The organism is Variovorax sp. GW822-FHT04E09 (assembly GCF_058800845.1).
In genome coordinates this window covers 202,078-223,714 of record NZ_JBXAMR010000001.1, presented here as the reverse complement: position 1 = coordinate 223,714, position 21,637 = coordinate 202,078, and the positions used below count along the sequence as shown (strand labels likewise).

19 protein-coding genes are annotated in these 21,637 nt (G+C 70.5%); 2 read left to right on the top strand and 17 right to left on the bottom strand.

Annotation, left to right across the window (positions count from 1 at the left end; all coding sequences use genetic code 11):
- Positions 1–4 precede the first annotated feature (4 nt).
- The 4 genes from AC1RL8_RS01065 to AC1RL8_RS01050 are packed head-to-tail and all read right to left on the bottom strand — an operon-like array spanning position 5 to position 3,871.
- The gene (locus AC1RL8_RS01065) at positions 5–577 is read right to left on the bottom strand and encodes a histidine phosphatase family protein (protein WP_492685561.1); all 573 of its coding nucleotides are present in this window, start codon (positions 575–577) and stop codon (positions 5–7) included.
- Positions 574–1,368: an adenosylcobinamide-GDP ribazoletransferase gene (locus tag AC1RL8_RS01060; RefSeq protein ID WP_492685560.1), complete on the bottom strand. Its 795-nt coding sequence runs from the start codon at positions 1,366–1,368 to the stop codon at positions 574–576. The genes AC1RL8_RS01065 and AC1RL8_RS01060 overlap by 4 nt, the downstream gene beginning before the upstream one ends.
- Entirely contained in the window at positions 1,365–2,408 is a 1,044-nt protein-coding gene (cobT, locus tag AC1RL8_RS01055; protein WP_492685559.1) for a nicotinate-nucleotide--dimethylbenzimidazole phosphoribosyltransferase, read from the bottom strand. Before cobT ends, AC1RL8_RS01060 begins: the two co-directional genes overlap by 4 nt.
- Entirely contained in the window at positions 2,405–3,871 is a 1,467-nt protein-coding gene (locus AC1RL8_RS01050; protein WP_492685558.1) for a cobyric acid synthase, read from the bottom strand. The genes cobT and AC1RL8_RS01050 overlap by 4 nt, the downstream gene beginning before the upstream one ends.
- Before the next feature lie 93 nt (positions 3,872–3,964).
- Here AC1RL8_RS01050 and AC1RL8_RS01045 point away from each other — a divergent pair, with 93 nt between their 5' ends.
- On the top strand, positions 3,965–4,204 hold the full coding sequence (locus AC1RL8_RS01045) for a hypothetical protein (protein ID WP_492685557.1): 240 nt from the start codon (positions 3,965–3,967) through the stop codon (positions 4,202–4,204).
- A gap of 16 nt (positions 4,205–4,220) precedes the next feature.
- On the opposite strand, the gene AC1RL8_RS01040 is transcribed toward AC1RL8_RS01045, so the two are convergent.
- The 4 genes from AC1RL8_RS01040 to AC1RL8_RS01025 form a co-directional block, all read right to left on the bottom strand.
- Positions 4,221–5,684 (bottom strand): efflux transporter outer membrane subunit, encoded by a 1,464-nt coding sequence (locus AC1RL8_RS01040; protein ID WP_159271940.1) that lies wholly within the window; start codon positions 5,682–5,684, stop codon positions 4,221–4,223.
- A 25-nt stretch (positions 5,685–5,709) separates the two neighbouring features.
- Positions 5,710–8,982: an efflux RND transporter permease subunit gene (locus AC1RL8_RS01035; protein ID WP_492685556.1), complete on the bottom strand. Its 3,273-nt coding sequence runs from the start codon at positions 8,980–8,982 to the stop codon at positions 5,710–5,712.
- Between the two features lie 40 nt (positions 8,983–9,022).
- Positions 9,023–10,276 (bottom strand): efflux RND transporter periplasmic adaptor subunit, encoded by a 1,254-nt coding sequence (locus AC1RL8_RS01030; RefSeq protein WP_062479898.1) that lies wholly within the window; start codon positions 10,274–10,276, stop codon positions 9,023–9,025.
- Positions 10,277–10,431: 155 nt separating this feature from the next.
- Entirely contained in the window at positions 10,432–11,313 is an 882-nt protein-coding gene (locus AC1RL8_RS01025; protein ID WP_492685555.1) for an alpha/beta hydrolase fold domain-containing protein, read from the bottom strand.
- A gap of 181 nt (positions 11,314–11,494) precedes the next feature.
- Between AC1RL8_RS01025 and AC1RL8_RS01020 the strand changes: the two genes are divergently transcribed.
- Complete coding sequence (locus tag AC1RL8_RS01020; RefSeq protein WP_070060504.1) at positions 11,495–12,409, top strand: LysR family transcriptional regulator; 915 nt, start codon at positions 11,495–11,497, stop codon at positions 12,407–12,409.
- Between the two features lie 69 nt (positions 12,410–12,478).
- Here AC1RL8_RS01020 and AC1RL8_RS01015 read toward each other — a convergent pair whose 3' ends face one another.
- Genes AC1RL8_RS01015 through bluB form a run of 9 tightly spaced genes read right to left on the bottom strand, consistent with a single transcriptional unit; the run spans position 12,479 to position 21,633 of the window.
- Complete coding sequence (locus tag AC1RL8_RS01015) at positions 12,479–12,943, bottom strand: OsmC family protein (RefSeq protein WP_492685554.1); 465 nt, start codon at positions 12,941–12,943, stop codon at positions 12,479–12,481.
- 37 nt (positions 12,944–12,980) lie between these two features.
- On the bottom strand, positions 12,981–13,709 hold the full coding sequence (locus tag AC1RL8_RS01010) for an LrgB family protein (RefSeq protein ID WP_095947756.1): 729 nt from the start codon (positions 13,707–13,709) through the stop codon (positions 12,981–12,983).
- Positions 13,706–14,059 (bottom strand): CidA/LrgA family protein, encoded by a 354-nt coding sequence (locus AC1RL8_RS01005; RefSeq protein ID WP_056581435.1) that lies wholly within the window; start codon positions 14,057–14,059, stop codon positions 13,706–13,708. The genes AC1RL8_RS01010 and AC1RL8_RS01005 overlap by 4 nt, the downstream gene beginning before the upstream one ends.
- A 54-nt stretch (positions 14,060–14,113) precedes the next feature.
- Positions 14,114–15,130 (bottom strand): aminotransferase class I/II-fold pyridoxal phosphate-dependent enzyme, encoded by a 1,017-nt coding sequence (locus tag AC1RL8_RS01000; protein WP_492685553.1) that lies wholly within the window; start codon positions 15,128–15,130, stop codon positions 14,114–14,116.
- Positions 15,127–16,107: an adenosylcobinamide-phosphate synthase CbiB gene (gene cbiB, locus AC1RL8_RS00995; RefSeq protein WP_492685551.1), complete on the bottom strand. Its 981-nt coding sequence runs from the start codon at positions 16,105–16,107 to the stop codon at positions 15,127–15,129. The genes AC1RL8_RS01000 and cbiB overlap by 4 nt, the downstream gene beginning before the upstream one ends.
- Positions 16,108–16,125: 18 nt before the next feature.
- Positions 16,126–20,115 carry a cobaltochelatase subunit CobN gene (cobN, locus tag AC1RL8_RS00990; protein WP_492685550.1) on the bottom strand — a complete coding sequence of 1,330 codons (3,990 nt, stop codon included), beginning with the start codon at positions 20,113–20,115 and terminating at the stop codon, positions 16,126–16,128.
- The gene (locus AC1RL8_RS00985) at positions 20,112–20,465 is read right to left on the bottom strand and encodes a DUF2149 domain-containing protein (protein WP_070060498.1); all 354 of its coding nucleotides are present in this window, start codon (positions 20,463–20,465) and stop codon (positions 20,112–20,114) included. The genes cobN and AC1RL8_RS00985 overlap by 4 nt, the downstream gene beginning before the upstream one ends.
- On the bottom strand, positions 20,462–20,935 hold the full coding sequence (locus AC1RL8_RS00980) for a MotA/TolQ/ExbB proton channel family protein (RefSeq protein WP_095745109.1): 474 nt from the start codon (positions 20,933–20,935) through the stop codon (positions 20,462–20,464). The genes AC1RL8_RS00985 and AC1RL8_RS00980 overlap by 4 nt, the downstream gene beginning before the upstream one ends.
- On the bottom strand, positions 20,935–21,633 hold the full coding sequence (bluB, locus tag AC1RL8_RS00975) for a 5,6-dimethylbenzimidazole synthase (RefSeq protein ID WP_492685549.1): 699 nt from the start codon (positions 21,631–21,633) through the stop codon (positions 20,935–20,937). The genes AC1RL8_RS00980 and bluB overlap by 1 nt, the downstream gene beginning before the upstream one ends.
- Between the last annotated feature and the right edge of the window lie 4 nt (positions 21,634–21,637).

Genomic DNA, 21,637 nt, shown 5'->3' with positions numbered 1-21,637 from the left:
CTCGTCAGCCGACCGGCGCGGCGACCACGCGCCAGTCGCCGAAGGCCGCCGCGTCGTTGGGCCATTGATCGGCCCGTTCGGGGCACGTCACGCCCTGCGACAGCAACTGCACCGCGCGCAGCACGCCGGCATGCGTGACCCACAGCGCATCGGCGCCGGTCGCCAGCCAGTCGGCATGCGCCGAGGCCACGCGCTGCATGAAGGTGCGCACGCTCTCGCCGTCGCCTCCTGCGGGGGCATCGGCAAAACGATTCGTCCAGGCCTCGAATTCCTCACGGGCCACGGCCGACCACAGGCGCCCTTCCCAGGCGCCAAAACTCATCTCGGCCAACCGCGCATCGCGCCGCACCGACAGATCGGGCCGCAGTGCGACGATGGCGTCCGCCAGCATGCCGCAGCGCCGCAGCGGCGAACTCCACAACGCGATGCCGGCCGGCAGCACCGCGGCGATGCGCGCGGCCGCGGCCTGCGTGCCGTCCGCGTGGGCATCGAGGTCGGTCGCGCCGTAGCACAGGCCCGCCGGCGCGATCACCGGCGCGTGGCGCTGCAGCCAGAGCTGGGCGGTCGCGGTGCTCATGCCTTCCACGCCAGCGCGAGGTAGATCGCCAGCTCGCACACCTGCTGCGTCGCGCCGAGCCCGTCGCCCGTGAAGCCCTGCAGCCGACGCACGAAAAGCCGCGCCATCCAGCCACCGGCGAGCACCAGCGCCACGAGCGCCGCGCCCACGTGCACCGCGTCGTGCGCGCACAGCAGCAGCGCCACGGCGGGTGCGGCCCAGAGCACGGCGACGAGCAGCGCACCGCCGCTGATGGCGTCGGCCAGCGGCTTGGCCTTGCTGCCGCTGCTGTCGCCCACGTAGGGCAGCCAGCGGATCAGGAACAGCGGCGCCAGCCGCGACAGCACGTGCGCGCCGACGATGGACACCGCCACCACGTCCAGCCCGCGCGCGGCCAGCGCAGCCAACAGGCCGAACTTCAGGCCCAGCGCCAGCACCAGCGCGACCGCACCGAAGGCGCCGATGCGCGAGTCCTTCATGATCTCCAGCGCGCGCTCGCGGCTGGCCGAGCCACCGAGGCCGTCGGCCACATCGGCCAGGCCGTCTTCATGGAAGGCGCCTGTGAGCATCACGGTGGCGACGGTGCTCAGCACCGCCGCGACAAGCGCCCCTGCCACGCCCGGCAGGCCGGCCCCCGCGGCAACGAACACGGCCGCCGCCACCCCACCCGCGATCCAGCCGATGGCCGGCAGGTGCGCCGCGGCGGCGCGCAGCATCTGCGGGCTGAAGCCGACCCAGGCCGCGAGTTTTCCCGTCACCGGCACGCGGGTGAAGAACTGGACCGCCAGCAGGAAATGGCGCACGCCGTTCATTGCTGGCGCGACACGCCCGCCGATTCGAAGCTCGCCATCTCGCGCAGGATGCGGCAGGCCGATTCGAGCAATGGCCACGCGAGCGCGCCGCCCGAGCCCTCGCCCAGGCGCAGGTCGAGGTTCAGCAAGGGCTCGAGCCCGAGGTGCTTCAGCAGCAGCGTGTGCCCCGGCTCGGCCGAGCTGTGCGCCGCCACGCAGCGCTGCGTCACCTGCGGCCGGACCGCCTGGGCGACCAGCACGGCGGCGCTGGCGATGAAGCCGTCGACCACGATCACGCGCCGCTCCTGCGCCGCCTGCAGCACGGCGCCGACCAGCGTCGCCACCTCGAAGCCGCCGAACGCGGCCAGCGCGTCGAGCGGCGCGGTCGCGCCCGCGTGCAGGGCGAGCACCTCGCGCAGCACCTCGCGCTTGCGCGCCAGGCCGTCGGCGTCGAGCCCCGTGCCGGCGCCGGTGCACAGGCCGATGTCCAGCCCGGCCAGGCGCGACAGCAGCAGCGCGGCGGACGAGCTGTTGCCGATGCCCATTTCGCCCAGCAGCAGCGCGTTGCCCGGCAGCGCGTGCACCACCTCGCGGCCGTTGGCGATGGCCTGGGCGCACTGCTCGGACGTCATGGCGGGGCCGGCCGAAGCGTCGGCCGTGCCGGCGGCGATGCGCCGCGACACCAGGCCGGGGCGCGGCTGGAAGTCGCGCCGCACGCCGCAATCGACCACGGTGAGCGCCAGGCCGTGCTGGCGCGCCAGCACGCTGACGGCCGCGCCGCCGGCCAGGAAGTTCTCGACCATCTGCCAGGTCACGTCGCTCGGGTAGGCCGACACGCCGCGCGCCGCCAGCCCGTGGTCGCCCGCGCACACCAGCATCTGCGGCGCGTCGAGCACGGGCTGCTCGGTGCCCAGGATGGTGCCGATGCGCAGCGCCAACGCTTCGAGGCGGCCCAGTGCGCCGACGGGCTTGGTCTTGTTGTCGAGCGCGGCCTGCAGGCGGGCCGCGAGCGCGGCGTCGGCGATGTCTGGAATGGCGGGAATCAAATCGGTGTCGGTCATGCGATCAGGCCGGCGAGCACGCCGGCGTCGAAGTGGGTGTCGATGAAGTCGGCCAGGCCGTCGAAGGTGGCGTCCAGCGTGGGCGCCGTGGTGCCGAACAGCGCCTGCAGCGCGGCCGGGTCTTCGAACAGGCCGTGCAAATAAAGGCCCAGCACGTTGCCGCGCGCGTTCTGCCAGGCCAGGCCCTCGGGCATCACGGCGCGGCCGTCGTGGGCCAGCTGGGGATGGGCGGCCGTCTGGCCGTGGTGAATTTCGTAGCCAGCGATGCGCACGCCCGCCAGCGCGGCCCAAGGGCCCGCGGCGAGGTCTGCCGAGAAGGTCGCCGCGCGGTGTTGCACGGTCTTCTCGCGCTCGAACACGGTCACCAGCGGCAGCAGGCCGAGCCCGGGTGCGTTGCCGTCGATGCCGTGCGGATCGACCAGCGCCTCACCCAGCATCTGCAGCCCGCCGCACACACCCAGCACCGCGCCGCCGCGCCCGGCGTGCTCGGCCACCGCGCGGTCCAGCCCCTGCGCGCGCAGCCAGGCCAGGTCGCCGCTCGTGTGCTTGGAGCCCGGCAGCACGATCCAGTCGGCGCCCGCCACGTCGGCCGGCGTGCGGGCCCAGACCAGGCGCACGCCGGGCACGTTCTTCAGCGCCTGGAATTCGTCGAGGTTGCTCAGGCGCGGGTACGCCACCACCGCCACGGTGCGCGTGACCACGCCGCTGGCGCGGCTGCGGTCGTCGAACACGCCGTCTTCCTCGGGCAGGCCGTGCTGCCACCACATGGGCAGCGTGGCCACCGTGGGCACGCCGGTCAGTTCTTGCAGCTGCTGTGGCGCGGGGGCCAGCAGCGACGCGTCGCCCCGGAACTTGTTGAGCACGAAGCCATGGATGAGCGCCCGGTCGGCCTCGGGCAGCAGCGCCCAGGTGCCGTACAGGTGGGCGAAGGCGCCGCCGCGGTCGATATCGGTCGCCAGCAGGCAGCGCGCCTGGGCATGGCGGGCGACGCGCAGGTTGACGATGTCGCTGGCCATGAGGTTGATCTCGGCCGGCGAACCGGCGCCTTCGATGACGACCACGTCGTTCTCGGCGCGCAGTTCGTCGAAGGCCTGCGCGATCTGCGGCCAGACGCGCTCACTGCGCCCGCGCCACGGCAGGGTCGACAGCGCCTCGTTCACCTGCCCCATCAGCACCACCTGGCTGTGGGTGTCGCGCTCGGGCTTGAGCAGCAGCGGGTTCATGCGCACGTCGGGCACGGCGTTGGCGGCCAGGGCCTGGAAGTACTGGGCGCTGCCGATCTCGCCGCCCTCGACCACGCGGGCGTTGTTGCTCATGTTCTGCGCCTTGAACGGCGCCACCCGCAGCCCTTGGCGGGCATACCACCGGCACAGCGCGGTGGCCAGCCAGCTCTTGCCGGCGCCGCTGGTGGTGCCCAGGACCATGACGCAGCGCGCCGGCCCGCTTGTCGCTCTAGAACTCATCCGGGGATTGTCGTTGAGCGCTGAACCGAATCCGGAAAGCCGAATCGGACGTACCAAGGGGTGCGGCCCGCTGCGGGCCGCATCCGCCAAGCCATGTCCGCCCTCAACGATCTGGCGCTGACGGTCGAGGAACGCGAGCCGGGCCGGTTCTACTGGCTCCTGCTCGAAGCCGTCCACGACACCGGCAGCACCTCCGACACGCTCGGCTACCGGCCGCTGCGGGTGGCTGCGCGCCCGCAGGACAGCTATTCGAGCGCACTCGCGCTGGGGGCGGTGGCGCTGAAACAGGCTGCCGCCACGGCGACGCATCCGGGCCCTGGCGACGGCGCCTGAGTCCGGATCGACCCGATCAGCGGGTCGCCACCTTCTCCGTGGCCGGCACTTCCCAGCCGCCGCCGATGGCGCGGATCAGCCCCACGGTCGCCTGGTACTGGGCCGACTTCACCTGCAACGCCTGGCGCCGGTTGCGCAGCTCGCTGCGGCGCGCGTCGAGCAGGTCGAGCTGGCTCACGTAGCCGTTGCGGTAGCGCGTGTCCGACAGGCTGGTGGCGCGCTGGGCCGAGGTCACGGCCTGCGCCTGCACCACCGACTGCTCCTGCAGGATGCGGATGGCGGCCAGCTGGTCTTCGACTTCTTGGAACGCCACCAGCACCTGCGAGCGGTAGCTGGCGAGCGCACCGTCGAGCTGGGCGTTGGCGCCCTGCACGCCGGCCTCGCGGCGTCCGCCGTCGAAGATCGGCAGCGACAGCAGCGCGCCCACGCCCCACGAACGGGCCGACCACTTGAAGAGGTCGCCGATCTCGGGCGAGGCGTAGCCGGCCGCGCCGGTCAGCGAGATGTTCGGGAACCACGCGGTCTGCGCCACGCCCACGCGGGCCTGCGCCGCCATGACGGCGCTCTGCGCGGCCGACACGTCGGGCCGGCGCGTGAGCACGGTGGACGGCACGCCCGGCGGGATCACCGGCAGCGCGGTGGCCCAGTCGTCGGGCCGCATGCCGAAGCTGGAGGCCGAATCGCCCACCAGCACGGCCAGCGCATGCTCCACCTGCGCGCGCTGGCGGTCGAGCGCGAGCGCGTCCGACTCGGTGGACGACACCTCGGTCTGCACGCGCGCCACATCGAGCTCGGCGATGTCGCCGGCCTGCTGGCGGCGCTGCGTGAGGCGCAGCGTGTCGCGGTAGGCGGCGACCGATTCGCGCACCAGCACGCGCTCGGCGTCGAGCGCGCGCAGCTGCAGGTAGGTCTGTGCCACCTCGGCCTGCACCGCGAGCCGGGTGCTCTGCAGCAGCGCCTCGCGGCCGGCCGCGTCGAGCTTGGCCGCATCGGCCGCGCCCGAGAGGCGGCCGAACAGGTCGACCTCGTACGAGAACGTGGCGCCGATGTTGGTCATGGTGCCCGGCCGGGTGCTGGCCGTGGCCTTGTCCAGGCCCGCACCGCGGTTGGCGCCGGCGCCCAGGCCGATCTGCGGCAGGCGGTCGGCCTGGGCGCTGCGCGCCAGCGCGCGGGCCTCGGCCAGCCGCGCGGCGGCGGCCTGGATGTTGGTGTTGTCGACCTCGGCGCGCTGGATCAGCGTGTTGAGCACCGGGTCGTTGAACGCCAGCCACCACTCGCCGCGCGGCTGCGCCTCGGCGGGCGTGGCCCGGGTGAAGCCGGCCGGCGCCGTGGCACCCGGCTGTTCCTTGAACTGCGCCGCGGTCGGCACCGTGGGCATGCCCGAAGGCACGCTGGCGCAACCGGCCAGCACCAGGGCCGCCACCAGCGGCAACACGGCGGCGCGCAAGGGGCGCATCAGGGTTGGGATTGCGAATGTCATGGACAACCTTCTTTCTTCTTGTCGATCAGTCATGCGCGCCATGCGAGGGGCGCGGCGAGGCCGGCACCGGGTGCAGACCGCCACCACCGCCACCGTGCGAAGGCGCCACCGGATGGTCGGCCGACACGAAGTCGTCGCCGTGCGGCACTTCGCCGTGCAGCTTGAGCGGCCGGTTGCCCGCCAGGCGGCGCATCAGCACATAGAACACCGGCGTCAGGAACAGGCCGAAGGCCGTCACGCCGATCATTCCGGCGAACACCGCCACGCCCATCGCCTTGCGCATCTCGGAGCCGGCACCGGTCGAGAGCACCAGGGGCAGCACGCCCATCACGAAGGCCAGCGAGGTCATCAGGATCGGGCGCAGGCGCAGGCGGCTGGCTTCGATCGCGGCCTGGATCGGCGTGCGTCCGGCGAACTCCAGCTCCCGTGCGAACTCCACGATCAGGATCGCGTTCTTCGCACTCAACCCCACCAGCACGATCAACCCGATCTGCGTGAAGACGTTGTTGTCGCCTCCCGAGATCCACACGCCCGCCATCGCGGCCATGATGCCCATCGGCACGATCAGGATGATCGCGATCGGCAGCGTCAGGCTTTCGTACTGCGCGGCCAGCACCAGGAACACCAGCAGGATCGCCAGCGGGAACACCAGGAAGGCGGAGTTGCCGGCCAGGATTTCCTGGTAGGTCAGCTCGGTCCACTCGAAGCTCACGCCCTTGGGCAACGTCTCGGCCGCGATCTTGGTGATCACGTCCTGCGCCTGGCCCGACGAATAGCCGGGGGCCGGGCCACCGTTGATGTCGGCGGCCAGGTAGCCGTTGTAGCGCATGGCGCGTTCCGGACCGAAGGTCGAGTTGACCTTCATCAGCGCGGCCAGCGGCACCATCTCGCCCGAGGTCGAGCGCACCTTCAGCATGCCCACGTCTTCGGCACGGGCGCGGTAAGGCGCATCGGCCTGGACGCGCACGGAGTACGTGCGGCCGAACTTGTTGAAGTCGTTGGCGTACAGGCTACCGAGGTAGATCTGCATCGTGTCGAAGATGTCCGTCACCGGCACGCCGAGCTGGCGCGCCTTGGTGCGGTCGATGTCGGCGTACAGCTGCGGCACGTTGACCTGCCAGCTCGTGAACATGCCCGTCAGCTCAGGCGCTGCATACGCCTTGGCCATGAAGGCCTTCACTGCGACGTCCATCTGGTCGTAGCCGACCGAGGCACGGTCTTCGATCTGCAGCTTGAAGCCGCCGGTCGTGCCCAGGCCTGCCACCGGCGGCGGCGGGAACATCACGATGAACGCGTCCTGGATGCTCGAGAACGCACCGTTGAGCTGGCCAGCCACCGCGCCGCCGCTCTGGTCGGCGCGCTTGCGCTGGTCGAAGGGCTTGAGCGTGGCGAACACGATGCCCGAGTTCGAGCTGTTGGTGAAGCCGTTGATCGACAGGCCCGGGAACGCAATGGCGTCTTCCACGTTCGGGTTCTTCTTCATGATCTCGCCCATGCGGGTGATCACCTCTTCCGTGCGGTCGAGCGTGGCACCGTCGGGCAGCTGGGCAAAACCGATGAGGTACTGCTTGTCCTGCGCCGGCACGAAGCCGCTGGGCACGGCCTTGAAGAGGCCGAAGGTCACACCGACCAGCGCGAGGTAGATCACCAGCATCAGCGTCTTGCGCGAGATCACGCGCTTGACGCCGCCGCTGTAGGCCTCGGAGCCGCGATGGAAGAACTTGTTGAAGCCGCGGAACAGCCAGCCGAAGGCCTTGTCCATGCCGCGCGTCAGGGCGTCCTTCGGTTGGTCGTGGCCGCGCAGCAGCAATGCGGCAAGGGCCGGCGACAGCGTCAGCGAGTTGATGGCCGAGATCACCGTCGAGATCGCGATGGTCACCGCGAACTGCTTGTAGAACTGGCCCGTGAGACCGCTGATGAAAGCCAGCGGCACGAACACGGCCACGAGCACCAGTGCGATCGCGATGATGGGGCCCGACACTTCGCGCATGGCGCGGTACGTGGCCTCACGCGGCGTGAGCCCCGCCTCGATGTTGCGCTCGACGTTCTCCACCACCACGATGGCGTCGTCCACCACGATGCCGATCGCCAGCACCAGCCCGAACAGGCTCAGCGCGTTGATCGAGAAACCGAGGATGTGCAGCACCGCGAAGGTACCGATCACCGACACCGGCACGGCCAGCAGCGGAATGATCGACGCGCGCCAGGTTTGCAGGAACAGGATCACCACGAGCACCACCAGCGCGATGGCTTCGAGCAGCGTGTGAATCACCGATTCGATCGATGCGCGCACGAACTGCGTCGGGTCGTAGGCGATGCGGTATTCCAGGCCTTCGGGCATGCTCTTGTTCAGCTCTTCCATCGTCTTGCGAACGTTGGACGAGATGTCTAGCGCGTTGGAGCCCGGTGCCTGGAACACGCCCATGCCGACGGCCGGGTCGTTGTTCAGCAGCGAACGCAGCGAGTAGTCGGCGGCGCCCATTTCGAGGCGGCCGATGTCGCGAAGGCGCGTGACGGCGCCGTCGGTGCCGCTCTTGACGATGATGTCGCCGAACTCTTCTTCGCTCTGCAGGCGCCCTTGCGCATTGATCGACAGCTGCATGTCCACGCCCGACAGGCCCGGCGATGCGCCGACCACGCCGGCCGCGGCCTGCACGTTCTGGCCACGAATGGCAGCCACCACGTCGGAAGCCGAGAGGCCACGCTGCGCGACCTTCTGCGGGTCGAGCCAGACGCGCATGGAGTAGTCGCCGCCGCCGAAGATCTGCACCTGGCCCACGCCTTCGATGCGCGCCAGCGGGTCCTTCACGTTCAGCACCGCGTAGTTGCGCAGGTAGTTGATGTCGTAGCGGTTGTTCGGCGAGACGAGGTGAACCACCATCGTCAGGTCGGGTGCGCTCTTGACGGTCGTGATACCGAGGCGCCGCACTTCTTCGGGCAGGCGCGGCTCGGCTTGCGAGACGCGGTTCTGCACGAGTTGCTGGGCCTTGTCGGGATCGGTGCCGAGGCGGAAGGTGACGGTCAGCGTCATCACGCCGTCGGTCGTCGCCTGGCTGCCCATGTAGAGCATGCCTTCGACGCCGTTGATCTGCTCTTCGAGCGGCGTGGCCACCGTTTCAGCGATCACCTTCGGGTTGGCGCCCGGGTACGTTGCGCGCACCACCACCGAAGGCGGCGCGACTTCGGGGTACTCCGAGATCGGCAGACCGCGCAGCGCAATCAGGCCCGCGATCAGCATCAGTAGCGACAGCACGCCGGCAAAGATCGGCCTGTCGATGAAGAATTTTGAGAGATTCATGTTGGTTCTCCGGCGGGCGCCAGGGCGCCCTCCTCCGAAATCAGGACTTCGCGGCCTCGGCCACGCGTTCCGGTTGTTGTTGCTTCGTATCGAGCTTGGCGTCCATGGTCACGGTCTGCGGCACCACCAGCGCACCCGGGCGGATGTGCTGCAGGCCGTTCACCACCACGCGGTCGCCGGCCTTCAGGCCCTTGCTCACCACGCGCAGGCCGTTGATGGGCGCGCCCAGCGTCACCTCGCGGTACATGGCCTTGTTGTCGTCGCCCACGACCATCACGAACTTCTTGTTCTGGTCGGTGCCGATGGCACGCTCGCTCACCAGCAGCGCGGTGTCGTTGCGGGCCTGGCCCATGCGGATGCGGGCGAACTGGCCGGGAATGAGCGCGCCGTCCTTGTTGTCGAACGAAGCGCGCACACGCACGGTGCCGCTGCGGGCGTCGACCTGGTTGTCGATCAGCTGCAGCTTGCCGGTGAAGGGCGTGCCTTCGAGGCCGGCGGTGCCCATCTGCACGGGGATCGTGTCGATCTGGCCGCGGGCGCCGGCGTTGGCCGGCAGGTCCTTCAGCGCGCGAGTGATGACCTGCTCGTCGGCATCGAAGCTCGCGTAGATCGGGCTCACCGACACCAGCGTGGTCAGCACGGGCGCGCCGGGGCCGGCGGCCACCAGGTTGCCCACGGTCACCTCGAGCTTGCCGATGCGGCCCGAGACCGGTGCGCGCACCTGGGTGTAGCCCAGGCTCAGGCGTGCGGTCTGCAGCGAGGCTTGCGCGGCGCGCAGGTTGGCTTCGGCTTCGCGGCCGGCGTTCACGCGCTCGTCGAGTTCACGCTGCGCGATGGCCTGCTCGTCCCACAGGCGGCGGGCACGTTCCTGCTCGCTGCGGCTGAAGGCCTGGCGGGCCTGTGCCGACGCCACCTGCGCTTCGGCACGCTCCACCTCGGCGGCGTACGGCGCGGGGTCGATGGTGATGAGCAGGTCGCCCTGCTTCACCAGCGCGCCTTCGCGGAAGTGCACCGCCTGCACGGCGCCCGCCACGCGGGAGCGCACATCGACGCGCTGCACGGCTTCGAGGCGGCCCGAGAACTCGTCCCAGGCGTTGATCTCGCTCGACGCCACGGTGGCGACCGACACCGGCGTGCCCTGTTGCGCGGCGACCGGGGCGGTGGCCTCGGCCTTGAAGCTGTACATGCCCACCACCGCGGCGGCCACGGCCAGCACCGCGGTGAGGCCGGTGACGGCGGGCCACAGCCCCTTACGGGTGATGGAAGACAGCGATTGTTCGTTCTTGTTCGACATGATGGTTCGTCCTTCTCGATGACTTTTTCGGGATGCAACAGGCCATCCCGGCGCCGGCGGCGTCAGGAGGCGGAATTCAGAGAACAGAAAGCCCTGCCACCCGCCTCGGTGGAGGCGGCGGCTTGGTTCAGGGGGCGGAGCGGACCCTCGCGGGCCTAGCTGGGCTCAGGGACCGCCGGGGGCGGTGTGGTGGCGCTGAAGAACTCGCGGAAGTGCTGCTGTACGCTGGCTTCGCAGGATGCGCATCCCACAGCCTCGGTGTCGTACAGCGCCTTGGGCCAGTTGTCGGCGCCGGTCAGCACGCTGCTCGTGACCTCGATGCCGGCCGAGCGCAGACGGCCCGCGAAGGTCATGGCCTCGTCGCGCATCGCGTCGTCGGGCCCCACCAGCACCAGCGCCGGTGCCAGGGCGGCCAGCCGCAGCGATCCGCTGGGCACCGCATAGGGGTGCGTGGCGTTCGACGGACAGCTCAGGTACTTGGCCCAGCCCGTGGCCCAGCGGCACTCGGCGGCGTCGTTGGTCGCGTTGCGCAGCGAGGCGGTGCCGGCGCACGGGTCGAGCATGGGCGACAGCAGGATCTGGCCTGCCAGCGGCGGATGGGCGCGGTCGCGGGCCACCAGGGCCACGCTGGCCGCCAGGTTGCCACCGGCCTCTTCGCCGGCCAGGTACACCTGGGCGCCCTTGCCGCCGAGCTTCACGCGTTGCTTGTAGAGCCATTCGAGCGCCGCATAACCCACCTCGACCGGTTCCGGGAACGGGGCTGCCGGGGCCAGCGGGTAGTCCAGCGAAACCACCACCGCACCCGCGCCGGCCAGCAGCCGGGCCACGTTGCGGCCGTTGTCCAGGTTGCCGCAGATGAAGGTGCCGCCATGGAAGTGCAGCACCAGCGGCACGGTCTCGCCCCGCGGACGCTGACCGTAGACACGGGCAGCCACGGGCTCGCGGCCGGGCAGCTCGATCGACAGATCGGACTCCACGCCTTGCGCCGCGGCAAGCGCAGTAGCTTCAGCGGACCGGGACGATGGACGGGGTGACATGGGCGACCTCAGGGGGATGGGCGATGGTTGAAATATAAGGCGCTACAAGCGCGTTGAAACAGGAAACACAGCCCTACTCTGTTTCCAAACGGAGAACAATCAGGCATACCGTAGGGGCGCATTCCTTGTGTGAGAATCCGCCTCCTTCCGGCATACGCCGGTCTCCCTGAACAGGCATTCGATGGATCAAATCCAGGCAATGCGGATCTTTGTCCGCGTGGTCGAAGCCGGCACCTTCACCCGTGCCGCCGACTCTCTGGCCCTGCCCAAGGGCACCGTCACCAAGCAGATCCAGGCGCTGGAATCGCGCCTGCGCGTGAAGCTGCTCAACCGCACGACGCGGCGCGTCACCGTCACGCCCGACGGCGCCGCCTACTTCGAGCGCGCCGCGCGGCTGCTGAACGACTTCGACGACATGGAAGCCAGCATGACGAATGCGCAGGCCAACCCCACGGGGCGGCTGCGCATCGACGTGGGCACCTCGGTGGCCCAGCAGATCATCCTGCCCAACCTGGCCAGCTTCTGCGACCGCTACCCCGACATCCAGGTCGATTTGGGCGTGAGCGACCGCACCGTCGACCTGATCAGCGACAACGTCGACTGCGTGATCCGCGCCGGCGAGCTCAGCGACCAGTCGCTGGTGGCGCGCCGCATCGGCACCCTGCACTTCGTCACCGTGGCCTCGCCGGCCTACATCAAGCGCTATGGTGCGCCGCAGCATCCCAACGACATCGAGAAGCGCCACCACGTCGTGAGCTACTTCTCGGGCACCACCCGGCGCGTGTACCCGCACGAGTTCAAGAAGGGCGACGAGTACATCGAGCTCAACGGCCCCTACCGCGTGTCGGTCAACGAGAGCAACGCCCACATGACGGCCGTGCTCGCGGGCTTCGGTTTGTCGCAGTGCATCACCTTCACCGCCGAGCCGCTGCTGGAAAGCGGCGAACTCGTCGAGGTGCTGGCCGACTGGCAGCGCGACCCGCTGCCGATCCACGTGGTGTACCCGCCGAACCGGCACCTGAGCGCGAAGGTGCGGGCGTTTGTGGACTGGGCGGCGGATCTGTTTGCGAAGAATCCGCGGTTGCAGAGGCGCTGAGGGGCGCCTTTCCCGGCCTCCTCTCAGGGCTGGATCAGCGCTGCCAAGGCGTGCGGAGAGCGATTCTTGTCAGTCGACCGGCTCGCACCGCACCTCGGTCTTCACCGAATTCGCAATGAAGCACTCCTCATGCGCCCGATGGTGCAAGTGTTCGATCTGCTCGCGCGTGGGCAGGTTGTCGCCCGAAAAACTCACCTGCGGACGCAGCGTGACCACAGTCATCGCCATCTTTCCCTCGGCGTTCTTCTCCATCACCCCCGTGGCCGCATCGACATAGCGGTCGGCCACGAACTTGCGTTTCACCGCCATGGTGAGGAACCACAGCATGTGGCAGCTGGACAGCGAGGCCACGAACATCTCTTCCGGATCGACCGCCGACGCGTCGGAGTACGGCAGCGGCACCACGTGCGGCGATGAAGAGCCCGGCACCTGCGCCCCGCCGTCGAAGCGCAGCACGTGATGGCGGCTGTAGGTGTTGGCCAGGAAGTCCTGGTCGCCCCGCTCCCAGACGATCTCGGCGGTGTACTCGGACATGGGTCGTGCTCCTCGATGGATGAATGAACGATGGATGTCAGACGGTCATCAGCTTCACGATCAGCGGCACCAGCAGCGCGGTCGCGATGCCGTTGAGCCCCATCGCCAGGGCCGAGAACGCGCCCGCGGTCTCGTTCACCTGGATGGCGCGCGCCGTGCCGATGCCGTGCGCCGCCATGCCGACGGCAAAGCCGCGCACGGCGGGTTCCTTGATGCGCAGCAGGTTCAGCAAACCCGTCGCCATGATCGCCCCCGAGATGCCGGCGATGGCCGCGGCCACGGCCGCCAGCGACGGCAGGCCGCCGATCTTCTCGGCCACGCCCATCGCGATCGGCATGGTGGCCGACTTGGGCGCGAGCGACATCAGGAGCTCGCGCGAACCGCCGAGCACCCAGCCGATGCCGATGGCCGACACGATGGCGGCCACCGAGCCCACCAGCAGCGCCACGCCGATCGGCAGCCACAGGCGCCGCAGCCGGCCGACCTGGCTGTACAGCGGCACGGCCAGCGCCACGGTGGCCGGGCCGATCAGGAAGTGGACGAACTTGGCGCCCTCGAAGTAAGTGTCGTACGGCGTGCGCGTGAGCAGCAGCACGCCCACGATGACGATCACCGACACCAGCACCGGGTTGACCATCGGGTTGCGCCCGCTGCGCGCGTGCAGCCACAGCGCGCCCAGGTAGGCCAGCAGCGTGAGCGACAGCCACAGCAGCGGCGACTGGGCCAGGAAGACCCAGATTTCAGACAGTTTGGCGGGCGCGTTCATTCAGCGTCCTTGCCGGTGATGCGGATCATCCAGCGCAGCGTGAGCGCGGTCACCGCCATGGTGAAGGCGCCGCCCACGACGCCGGCCGCCAGGAACGGCAGCCACTCGCGCCCCACCCGCTCGAAATGCAGCATGACGCCGGTCACCGCCGGGATGAACAGCAGCATCAGGTTGCGCAGCAGGTGGCCCGAGGTGTCGGTCAGTTCCTGCGGCACGCCGCCGCGCACCAGCAGGCCGACGAACAGCAGCAGCATGCCGATCAGCGGACCGGGAATCGGCAGCGACAGCCACTGCACGAGCAGTTCGCCGGCAAGCTGGCACAGGAAGAGCGTGGTGATCGCGTAGAGCATGGGCCTGTTCGTTTTCCTTTTCTTGAGACGGCCCTATTGTGGTGCGAGGTGCGTTCAGCCGCTGTGTCGTGCGGCGCTGGCCCTCGCCCACGCAGCCTTCAAGGCCTGCTGACTGGCCGGCGGCAGCACGCCCAGGCGCAGGTGCCCCGGCAGGCCGAAGGACGCGCAATCACGCAGCTTGATGCCCTCGGCGCGCAGCGCGGCGGCGCGGGGCGGGTATGGCACGTCGGGCTGCGCACCGAAGAAGTTGGCGTCGCCGGACAGCACCTGCCAGCCCAGCGATTCGCACACGGCGCGCTGCCGCGCCTTCCAGTCGCGCAGGATGTCGAGGCTGCGCGCCAGCCAACCTTGCGCTTCGTCGGTGGTCCAGGTCGTGAGCAGCGCGACGCCGTGCGTGCCCAGCGGCCACGACGGCGCGAGGCGCGCGAGCCGCTCCAGCAGCGGACCAGCGACGTCGCTGTTCGCGGGTGCGATGGCGTAGGCGGCGCGGATACCCGTGAGGCCCATGGCCTTGTTCGGCGTCCACAGCTGCCAGAGGCGGTCGCGCTGCGCGGCGTCGTGCGAGGGCTGGCCTTCGAGTCGCAGCGGTTCGTAGGCCATGTCGAGCACGCAGACGGCATCGCTGGCGGCATGCTGCGCGATGTCGGGCTGCGGCTGGCCAAACGGACTCGACGGTTCGCAGCACCAGCGCAGCACGGCGCCGTCGGCCTTTTCGGGTGCGCGCCGCACGCCGAGGCCCCAGGCCAAGGCCGAACGTTCGTAGTCGCCGTAGCTGTGCGCGGGCAGCCAGACCTCTCCGCCGCCTACTTGCGCCACAGCGGCGCTGATGCGGTGGATGAATTCGCTCCCGCTCGCGGCGATCGCGATGCGCTCCACCGACACGCCGTGGAAATCGGCAAGCGCGGAACGCAGCGCGGTGTAGCGCGGATCGGGATAGTGCGCCGCGTCGGCTTCGCGCAGCGCGGCCAGCACCGCAGGACACGAGCCGACCGCGTTGCCGTTGGTCGAGAAGTCGTGCGGCGCGGCACCGGTCTCATCGGGGCCGCCATGCACCATGGTCGGGTTCGTCATGCCCACCTCGCCAGCAACGGCGACAGCATCGCCAGCGAGGCGACCACCGCCAGCCCCCACGCCGCCCGCTCGCCGAGCTGCGCGGTGCGTGCGGTGTCGGCCGACGTGGCGGCGCGCCCTTCCCCGTTCAGTGCATACACACCCGGCTTTGCAAGCCGCACGCCCAGCAGCAGCGCCATCGCCCCCATCGGCCAGCCGCTGTTGGGCGACGGCGTGCGGCGCGCCTCGCGGGCCACGCCGCGCGGCCAGCGGCCGGCCGCGAGGGCCAGCAACAGCACAGTGAGGCGCGCGGGCAGCCACGAGAGCACATCGTCGGCGCGCGCGGCCCACTTGCCGAACCAGGTCCAGTCGCGCCCGCCGCGTTCGCCGCGGTAGCCCCACATGGCATCGGCGGTGTTGGCGAAACGGTAGAGCGCCGCGCCCGGCAGGCCGAACAGCACGAACCAGAACACGGGCGCCACCAGCGAGTCGTTGAGGTTCTCGGCCAGCGACTCGATGGCGCTCTCGCGCACCTCGCGTTCGCTCAGCACCGAGACGTCGCGGCTCACGAGGCGCGCGAGCCGTGCGCGGCCCGCCTCGAGCGATTCGCCCAGCGCGGCTTCGACCGCCAGCACCTCGTCGCGCAGCATGCGCCACGCAAAGAGCGGCTTGAACGCAAGCCCGAGCACCACGGCCATGGCCCAGACCGGCAACCACTGCATCGCCAGGCTCTGCACCGCCGACGCGACGGCGAACGCGGCCATCGCGCCGACGCACCAGCCGAGCGCGCCCATCGCGAAGCCCGGCAGGTCGCGCAGCTTCGCGTCGGCGGCGCGCGGTGCGAGGCGGCTGCCGATCCAGTCTAGGTAGCGGCCCATCCACACGACCGGATGCAGCGCAGCCGGCGGCTCGCCCAGCCAGCGGTCGACGGCCAGTGCCAGCCACAAGGCGGCGACCAGCACGAGGGCGAAGACGGTGAAGGGATCGAGCGCGGGCATGGCAGGCATTCTCGTGAATCAGGCGGCGGGCATGGCCCGGCCGCGCCGCCATTGCACCAGCGCGCCGACAGCCAGTAGCAAGGCGGCGCCGAATGCGGCGAGCAGGCGCGGTAGCACGGCGGACGGCGGCGGGGGCGATGGGGTGTCGGCGATGGGCTTCAGCTGGAGGCCGGCCACCGGTTGCGCGAGGTCCGCTGCGGCGGGCGATTCGGGTACGGGCTGGGTCGCTTCGACGGGCGTGATGGCGGGTGCGGCGACGACCGGTGCAGGAGCAGTGACAGACGACGGCGCCAACGCAGCCTGCGCAAACCGCTGCACCGCCTCGTTCCGCTCGCGCAGTCCCGTGGCGCGCACCGCCTCCGTGTAGGCCTGCGCCAGCTCGCGCCGCGTCGCGGCATCGGGCGCCCAGTAGTTCAGTCGCACGGCATCGAGCATGCGTTCCAGCGTCTGCGCGAAGGCGGCGCGGTTCTCGCGCTCCAGCCACTGGCGCGTGCCGAGCTTGTAGGTGTCGCGCACATAGACCTCGTGCAGCGACTGCCAGTGGTCCGCGCGCACGGCGGCGGGCGCGGTCGCCTGCCAGCCCCAGAGGAACTGCGCGGTCTTGAGCACCTGCAGCGCGCCGCTGTAGCCCTCGGCCTTCTGCGCCTCGATCCATTGCGGGTGCAGGTAGCGCGTCTGCATCTCGCGTGCGATGGCGCCGGCGGCGGTGTCGGTGCGCACGGCCGCGCCGTCGCGCAGGTTCTGCACGTACAGCGCCGGGTCCTTGCCCGTGAGATGGCGCACGGCCAGCGCGATGCCGCCCAGGTACTGGAACGGGTCGTCGTTGGTCAGCACGCCGTAGAGGTTGGAGGTGCGCGCCATCAGCGCCGCATCGACCTGCGCGAGGTTGCCCGCGAAGGCGCCCGGGCGCGTGGCGCCGTCGAGGTCGCGCCCGTAGGCATGGCCCATGCGGTCCATGTAGAGCCCGGCCATCTGCGCGTCGCCGCCGCCGCGCTGCTGGCCCTTCCAGAGCTCGGTGGCGAGCACCGCTTCCTCGAGCCCGGCGCCGTAGCTGCCCTGCTCGTTCGAGAACACGCGCGCGGTCGACCAGCGCCGCGCCTCGGCCGCCGTCGCGCCCTCGGCGCGCAGCGTGCGCGCCATCGCTTCGCTGTGCTGCGCGACGGCGTTGCCGGGCTCGTCGAGCGCGGCCACCTGCTGCACGGCCTCGTCGAGCCAGCGCATCACGTGCGGGAACTGGTCGCGGTACGAGCCGGTGACGCTGATCAGCACGTCCATGCGCGGCCGCTTCAGCACCGCGGCCGGCACGATCTCGATGCCGACCATGCGCCCGGCCTCGTCCCAGCGCGGCTTCACGCCGAGTGCGTGAAAGGCCTGGCTCTCGGTCACGCCCTGGTGGCGCGAGGCCTCGCCAGCCCAGAGCGTGAAGGCGATCTTCTGCGGCGCACGGCCGCCGTGGGTGCGGGCGTGCGCGGCGATCCAGTCGTCCATCGCGGCGACGCCGGTGTCCCAGGCGGCGCGCGTGGGCACGCGGCTGGGGTCGAAGCCGTAGAGGTTGCGCCCAGTCGGCAGGCTGTCGGGGTCGCGCACCGGGTCGCCGCCGTAGCGCGATTTCAGGTAGCGGCCGTCGAGCGCGGTGAGCAGGCCTTCGATCTCCTCGTTGTGGGCCAGCACCGCATCGAGCGCGCGGGCCCGTGCAGCCAGGGTGCGCAGAGGTTCAGAGTCGGCCGTGTCGTTGCCCGCCAGCACGGCCTCCAGCCAGCGCGCAGGCTTCGAGGCCGCGATGCCCTGCGCATCGGTGAGGAACATCTCGTCGAGGTCTTCGCCCATCGCCTGCGCCACGGGCCTGCCGAGGATCTGCAGGATCGTCTGGCGCCGCCGCTGCGCATCGGGCGCCTCGCCGAAGGTGGCCAGGCCCAGCGGCTGCGCGGTCTGCGCCAGCTCGTCGAGGTACGGATGCAGCACGGCGATGAAACCGGCGAAATCGGCGCGGATGCGCGCGGGCGTCCATTGCAGGTCGCGGTCGTAATGCTGCGCGACGAAGTCGGCCGTCAGGCGCCGTTCCAGCGCGGTCTTCACCGCGCCGGGCGACAGCGTTTCCCAGTCATGCAGGCGCTCGTGCATGTCCCGCACGCCGGGGCGAAAGCCCGCTGGCGCGAACATGGGTGTCGAGTGGCTCACCATCGTCGCGCGGCCGCGGCGCTTGGCGGTGGTCGCCTCGCCGAGGTTGTCCATGATGTACGGATAGACGTTGGGCACGTCGCCCAGCGCGAGCAACGGATCGTCCTGCACCGAGAGCCCGCGTTCCTTGCCCGCCGACCACTCGACCGTGCCGTGCGTGCCCACGTGCACCAACGCGTCGGCGCCGAAGCGGGTGCGCAGCCACAGGTAGATGGCGAGGTAGCCGTGGCTCAGCGGCACGGCCGCGCGGTGGTACACCTGCTGCGCCTTGCCGGCCACCTGCGTGCCGGGCTCGAAGCGCGGCGGCTGGCGCAGCACGACCACCTGGCCGAACTGCACGCGCGGCACCACGAAGGCCGGTGCGCCGGCCACAGGCCGCAGCATCGTCGAGGCCTCGGGCGGGCCCCAGTAGGCCTCGATGCGGCGTTGCGTTTCGACAGGCAGCGCGCGGAACCACGCGAGGTACTGCGACAGCGGCAGCGCGTCGGCCAGGCCTTGATCGAGCAGCGGCTGCAGCGCGTCGCCGCCTTGCGCCGTCGGGTAGTAGGCCGTCATCGTGGCCTGCACCTGCGCGATGACTTTGTCTGCGCCCGGCGCCTCGGTGCGATAGCCGGCCGCCTGCATCGCGGAGAGCATCCGGTCGACGCTGCGCGGCACGTTGAGGAACGACGCGCCGAAGTTCGCCTCGCCCGGCGGGTAGTTGTAGACCAGCATCGCCACGCGGCGCTCGGCGGCGGGCGTGCGACGCAGGCTTAGCAGCGCGGCGGCCTTGTCGGCCACGGCGTCGATCTGCGCGGGCAGCGGTTGCAGGCTGCCGGTAGCGGCGTCGCGCGCGGTGACCAGCATCGGGTCGGTCATGCCCGCGAGTTCGCTCGGGCTGTAGTAGGCCGCGATGTCGGTCTGCGCGAGGCCGTCCTTGCTGCGCGCCCACTGCGCCGCGTCCATGGCCAGCGAGGGCAGCGTCTGCAGCACGGGCACGCCGATGCGTTCGAGTTCGGCCTTGCGTTCGTTCGGGCTGAACACCAGCGCGGCGTTGACGAGGAGGTCGGCGACGCGACGCTCGCCCTCGCCGGCGTGCGTCATGCGGAAGAACAGGTCCTTCTGCTGGCGCGGGCCGTAGAAAGCGTAGGCGCGCAGGCCGCGTTGTGCGAGCGTGCCGATCAGGCCGTCGAGCCAGCTGGTGTCGTCGCTGGTGAGCGTGGCGCTGTTGACGGCGATGGCGACGGTGCCTTGACCGCCAGGCAACGCCTCGACGGCTGCGATGCTGCTTTCGACGCGTGGCCAGTCGGGGTGATAGAAGCCCGCGAGCGGCAACGGCACGGGGTCGGGCAGCCCGGCGGCATCGCCGATCCGCGCCATCGCCTGGACCGAGGCTTTCAGATTCGCTTCGCCCGGGAAACGCCAGTAGGCACGCAAGCGCTGCGCCCAGGCCGCATCGACGCCGCGTTCGGCTGCGAGCGGTGGCACCTCGGGTGGTTTCTGGCCTTTCGCCACGAGGGCGAATTCACCGATCTGCACATAGGGAACGGAGGTTCGCTCGATGACATCGCCGAAGCGCGCCGCCGCCGACTGCGCGACGCTGAGGTGCGGCGCATCGATGACCAGCAAGCGCGCACCGTCGAGCGCGGCGGCCAGCGTCTCGGGCGTGTCCTGCGCAGCCGACACCACCTGCAGCTGCACGCCAGCTTCACGCGCCGCCGCTTGCAGCCGCACCACGCGTGCAGGCGACACCAGCGCCGTGCTCAACACCACCACGCGCGACCCGGCCGCCACCGCAGGCTGCGCCATCAGGCACAGGAGCCCGAGCCAGAAGACGAAAAGCCGCGTCACTTCCCGCCCGGCGCCGGCACCGCGTCCGCCGGCACGTAGATCATCGTGCCGTCCTTCAGGCGCCAGGCGGTGCCGGCCTTTTCGCCGTCGCCCTGCCCCGTCGCGCCGCTGGCCTTGAAGCGCGTGACCTTCCGGCCTTCGCGCGTGATGATCTCCATGTCGGGCTGGCCCTCGTGGCGGATGACCGTCACCTTGTCCTGCGAGAACGGGTTCACCGGGTTGTTGATGACCGCGATCATCAGCATGCCGATGACGACCATGAAGACGTCGATCAGGTTGATGGTCGAGAGCACCGGGTCGTCGTCATCGCTGTCTAGGCTGCTCAGAATGGAGAACTGCCGTCGGCTCATGACAACCGGTCCCGCGCGTCGAGCAGCATCACCAGCTCGCGCATGAGCCAGCGGCGGCGCACCGTGTAGACCACGAAGGTGATCGAGGCCGAGGCCAGTGCCACGATCACGGCCGCGAACGCGGGCGCCAGGCTCTGCGCCACGCCCTGCGATTCGCCCGAGGCTACGGCCACGAGCGCCGGGCCCATGGGGATCATGGTGGCGATCAGCCCCAGCATCGGCGCCACGCGGCTGCACAGGCGCACGCCCTCGAGCTGCTTGAGCACGACCAGCTCCATCTGCTCCTGGCTGGCCTGCGCGTGGCGCTGCAGCACCAGCGCGCGCGACGGGTCGCGGCGGCGCTGCCACCACTCGATGCCGAAGGCGCCGAGGCAGTACACCGCATAGACAAAAGACAGCAGCACGCCGAGCGTCACGGGCCAGAGGAACAGCCGCGCGAGTTCGAAGAGAACGGTGTCGAAAGCCAGCATCAGGTGGGCTCCACGCAAGAAGATGAAGTGGAAGAAGGATCGAACAGGTCCGACGGACGGCCCCAGCTTTCGTCGAACACCAGCGAGGCCAGCGGCGCGCGCCGGGCCCAGCGCTCACGCTGCAGCATCGGCTCTTCGTAGAACGCATGCACCGGGCCCAGGCACAGCAAGGCGATCGGCTCGGCGCCTTCGGGCAGGCCGAGCAGCACGCCCAGTTCGGCGGGGTCGAACAGCGACACCCAGCCCATGCCCAGCCCTTCGGCACGCGCGGCGAGCCAGAGGTTCTGGATCGCGCAGGAGGCCGAGGCCAGGTCCATCTGCGGCAGGGTGCGGCGGCCGAACACATGCGGCTCGCGACCGTCGGCCAGCGTCACCACCAGCAGCTCCGCCGCATCGAGCACGCCCTGCACCTTGAGGCGCATGAACTCGTCTTCGCGCTGGCCGAGCGCGCGGGCGGTGAGCACGCGTTCGCGCTCGACCACTTCGTGCAGTTGCCGGCGCAGCCCTTCGCCGCGCACGCGGATGAAGCGCCACGGCTGCATGAAGCCGACGCTGGGCGCGTGGTGCGCGGCGTCGAGCAGGCGGCGCAGCACCTCGGGCGGCACCTCACCGCCCGCGAAGTGGCGCATGTCGCGCCGCTCGTGGATGGCGCGGTACACCGCCTTCGCCTCGTCGGCTGCGAACGCATGCGCCACCATCGGG

Excerpts from the sequence above, each read along its gene's own strand:
- AC1RL8_RS01005 (WP_056581435.1), bottom strand. The coding sequence starts at position 14,059 with ATGCTCTACGCGATCACCACGCTCTTCCTGTGCCAGCTTGCCGGCGAA.
- AC1RL8_RS01010 (WP_095947756.1), bottom strand. The coding sequence starts at position 13,709 with ATGAACGCGCCCGCCAAACTGTCTGAAATCTGGGTCTTCCTGGCCCAG.
- AC1RL8_RS01045 (WP_492685557.1), top strand. The coding sequence starts at position 3,965 with ATGTCCGCCCTCAACGATCTGGCGCTGACGGTCGAGGAACGCGAGCCG.
- AC1RL8_RS01030 (WP_062479898.1), bottom strand. The coding sequence starts at position 10,276 with ATGTCGAACAAGAACGAACAATCGCTGTCTTCCATCACCCGTAAGGGG.
- AC1RL8_RS01025 (WP_492685555.1), bottom strand. The coding sequence starts at position 11,313 with ATGTCACCCCGTCCATCGTCCCGGTCCGCTGAAGCTACTGCGCTTGCC.
- AC1RL8_RS01060 (WP_492685560.1), bottom strand. The coding sequence starts at position 1,368 with ATGAACGGCGTGCGCCATTTCCTGCTGGCGGTCCAGTTCTTCACCCGC.
- AC1RL8_RS00980 (WP_095745109.1), bottom strand. The coding sequence starts at position 20,935 with ATGCTGGCTTTCGACACCGTTCTCTTCGAACTCGCGCGGCTGTTCCTC.
- bluB (WP_492685549.1), bottom strand. The coding sequence starts at position 21,633 with ATGGTGGCGCATGCGTTCGCAGCCGACGAGGCGAAGGCGGTGTACCGC.
- AC1RL8_RS01065 (WP_492685561.1), bottom strand. The coding sequence starts at position 577 with ATGAGCACCGCGACCGCCCAGCTCTGGCTGCAGCGCCACGCGCCGGTG.
- AC1RL8_RS01040 (WP_159271940.1), bottom strand. The coding sequence starts at position 5,684 with ATGACATTCGCAATCCCAACCCTGATGCGCCCCTTGCGCGCCGCCGTG.
- cbiB (WP_492685551.1), bottom strand. The coding sequence starts at position 16,107 with ATGCCCGCGCTCGATCCCTTCACCGTCTTCGCCCTCGTGCTGGTCGCC.
- AC1RL8_RS01050 (WP_492685558.1), bottom strand. The coding sequence starts at position 3,871 with ATGAGTTCTAGAGCGACAAGCGGGCCGGCGCGCTGCGTCATGGTCCTG.
- AC1RL8_RS01020 (WP_070060504.1), top strand. The coding sequence starts at position 11,495 with ATGGATCAAATCCAGGCAATGCGGATCTTTGTCCGCGTGGTCGAAGCC.
- AC1RL8_RS00985 (WP_070060498.1), bottom strand. The coding sequence starts at position 20,465 with ATGAGCCGACGGCAGTTCTCCATTCTGAGCAGCCTAGACAGCGATGAC.
- AC1RL8_RS01035 (WP_492685556.1), bottom strand. The coding sequence starts at position 8,982 with ATGAATCTCTCAAAATTCTTCATCGACAGGCCGATCTTTGCCGGCGTG.
- cobT (WP_492685559.1), bottom strand. The coding sequence starts at position 2,408 with ATGACCGACACCGATTTGATTCCCGCCATTCCAGACATCGCCGACGCC.
- AC1RL8_RS01015 (WP_492685554.1), bottom strand. The coding sequence starts at position 12,943 with ATGTCCGAGTACACCGCCGAGATCGTCTGGGAGCGGGGCGACCAGGAC.
- AC1RL8_RS01000 (WP_492685553.1), bottom strand. The coding sequence starts at position 15,130 with ATGACGAACCCGACCATGGTGCATGGCGGCCCCGATGAGACCGGTGCC.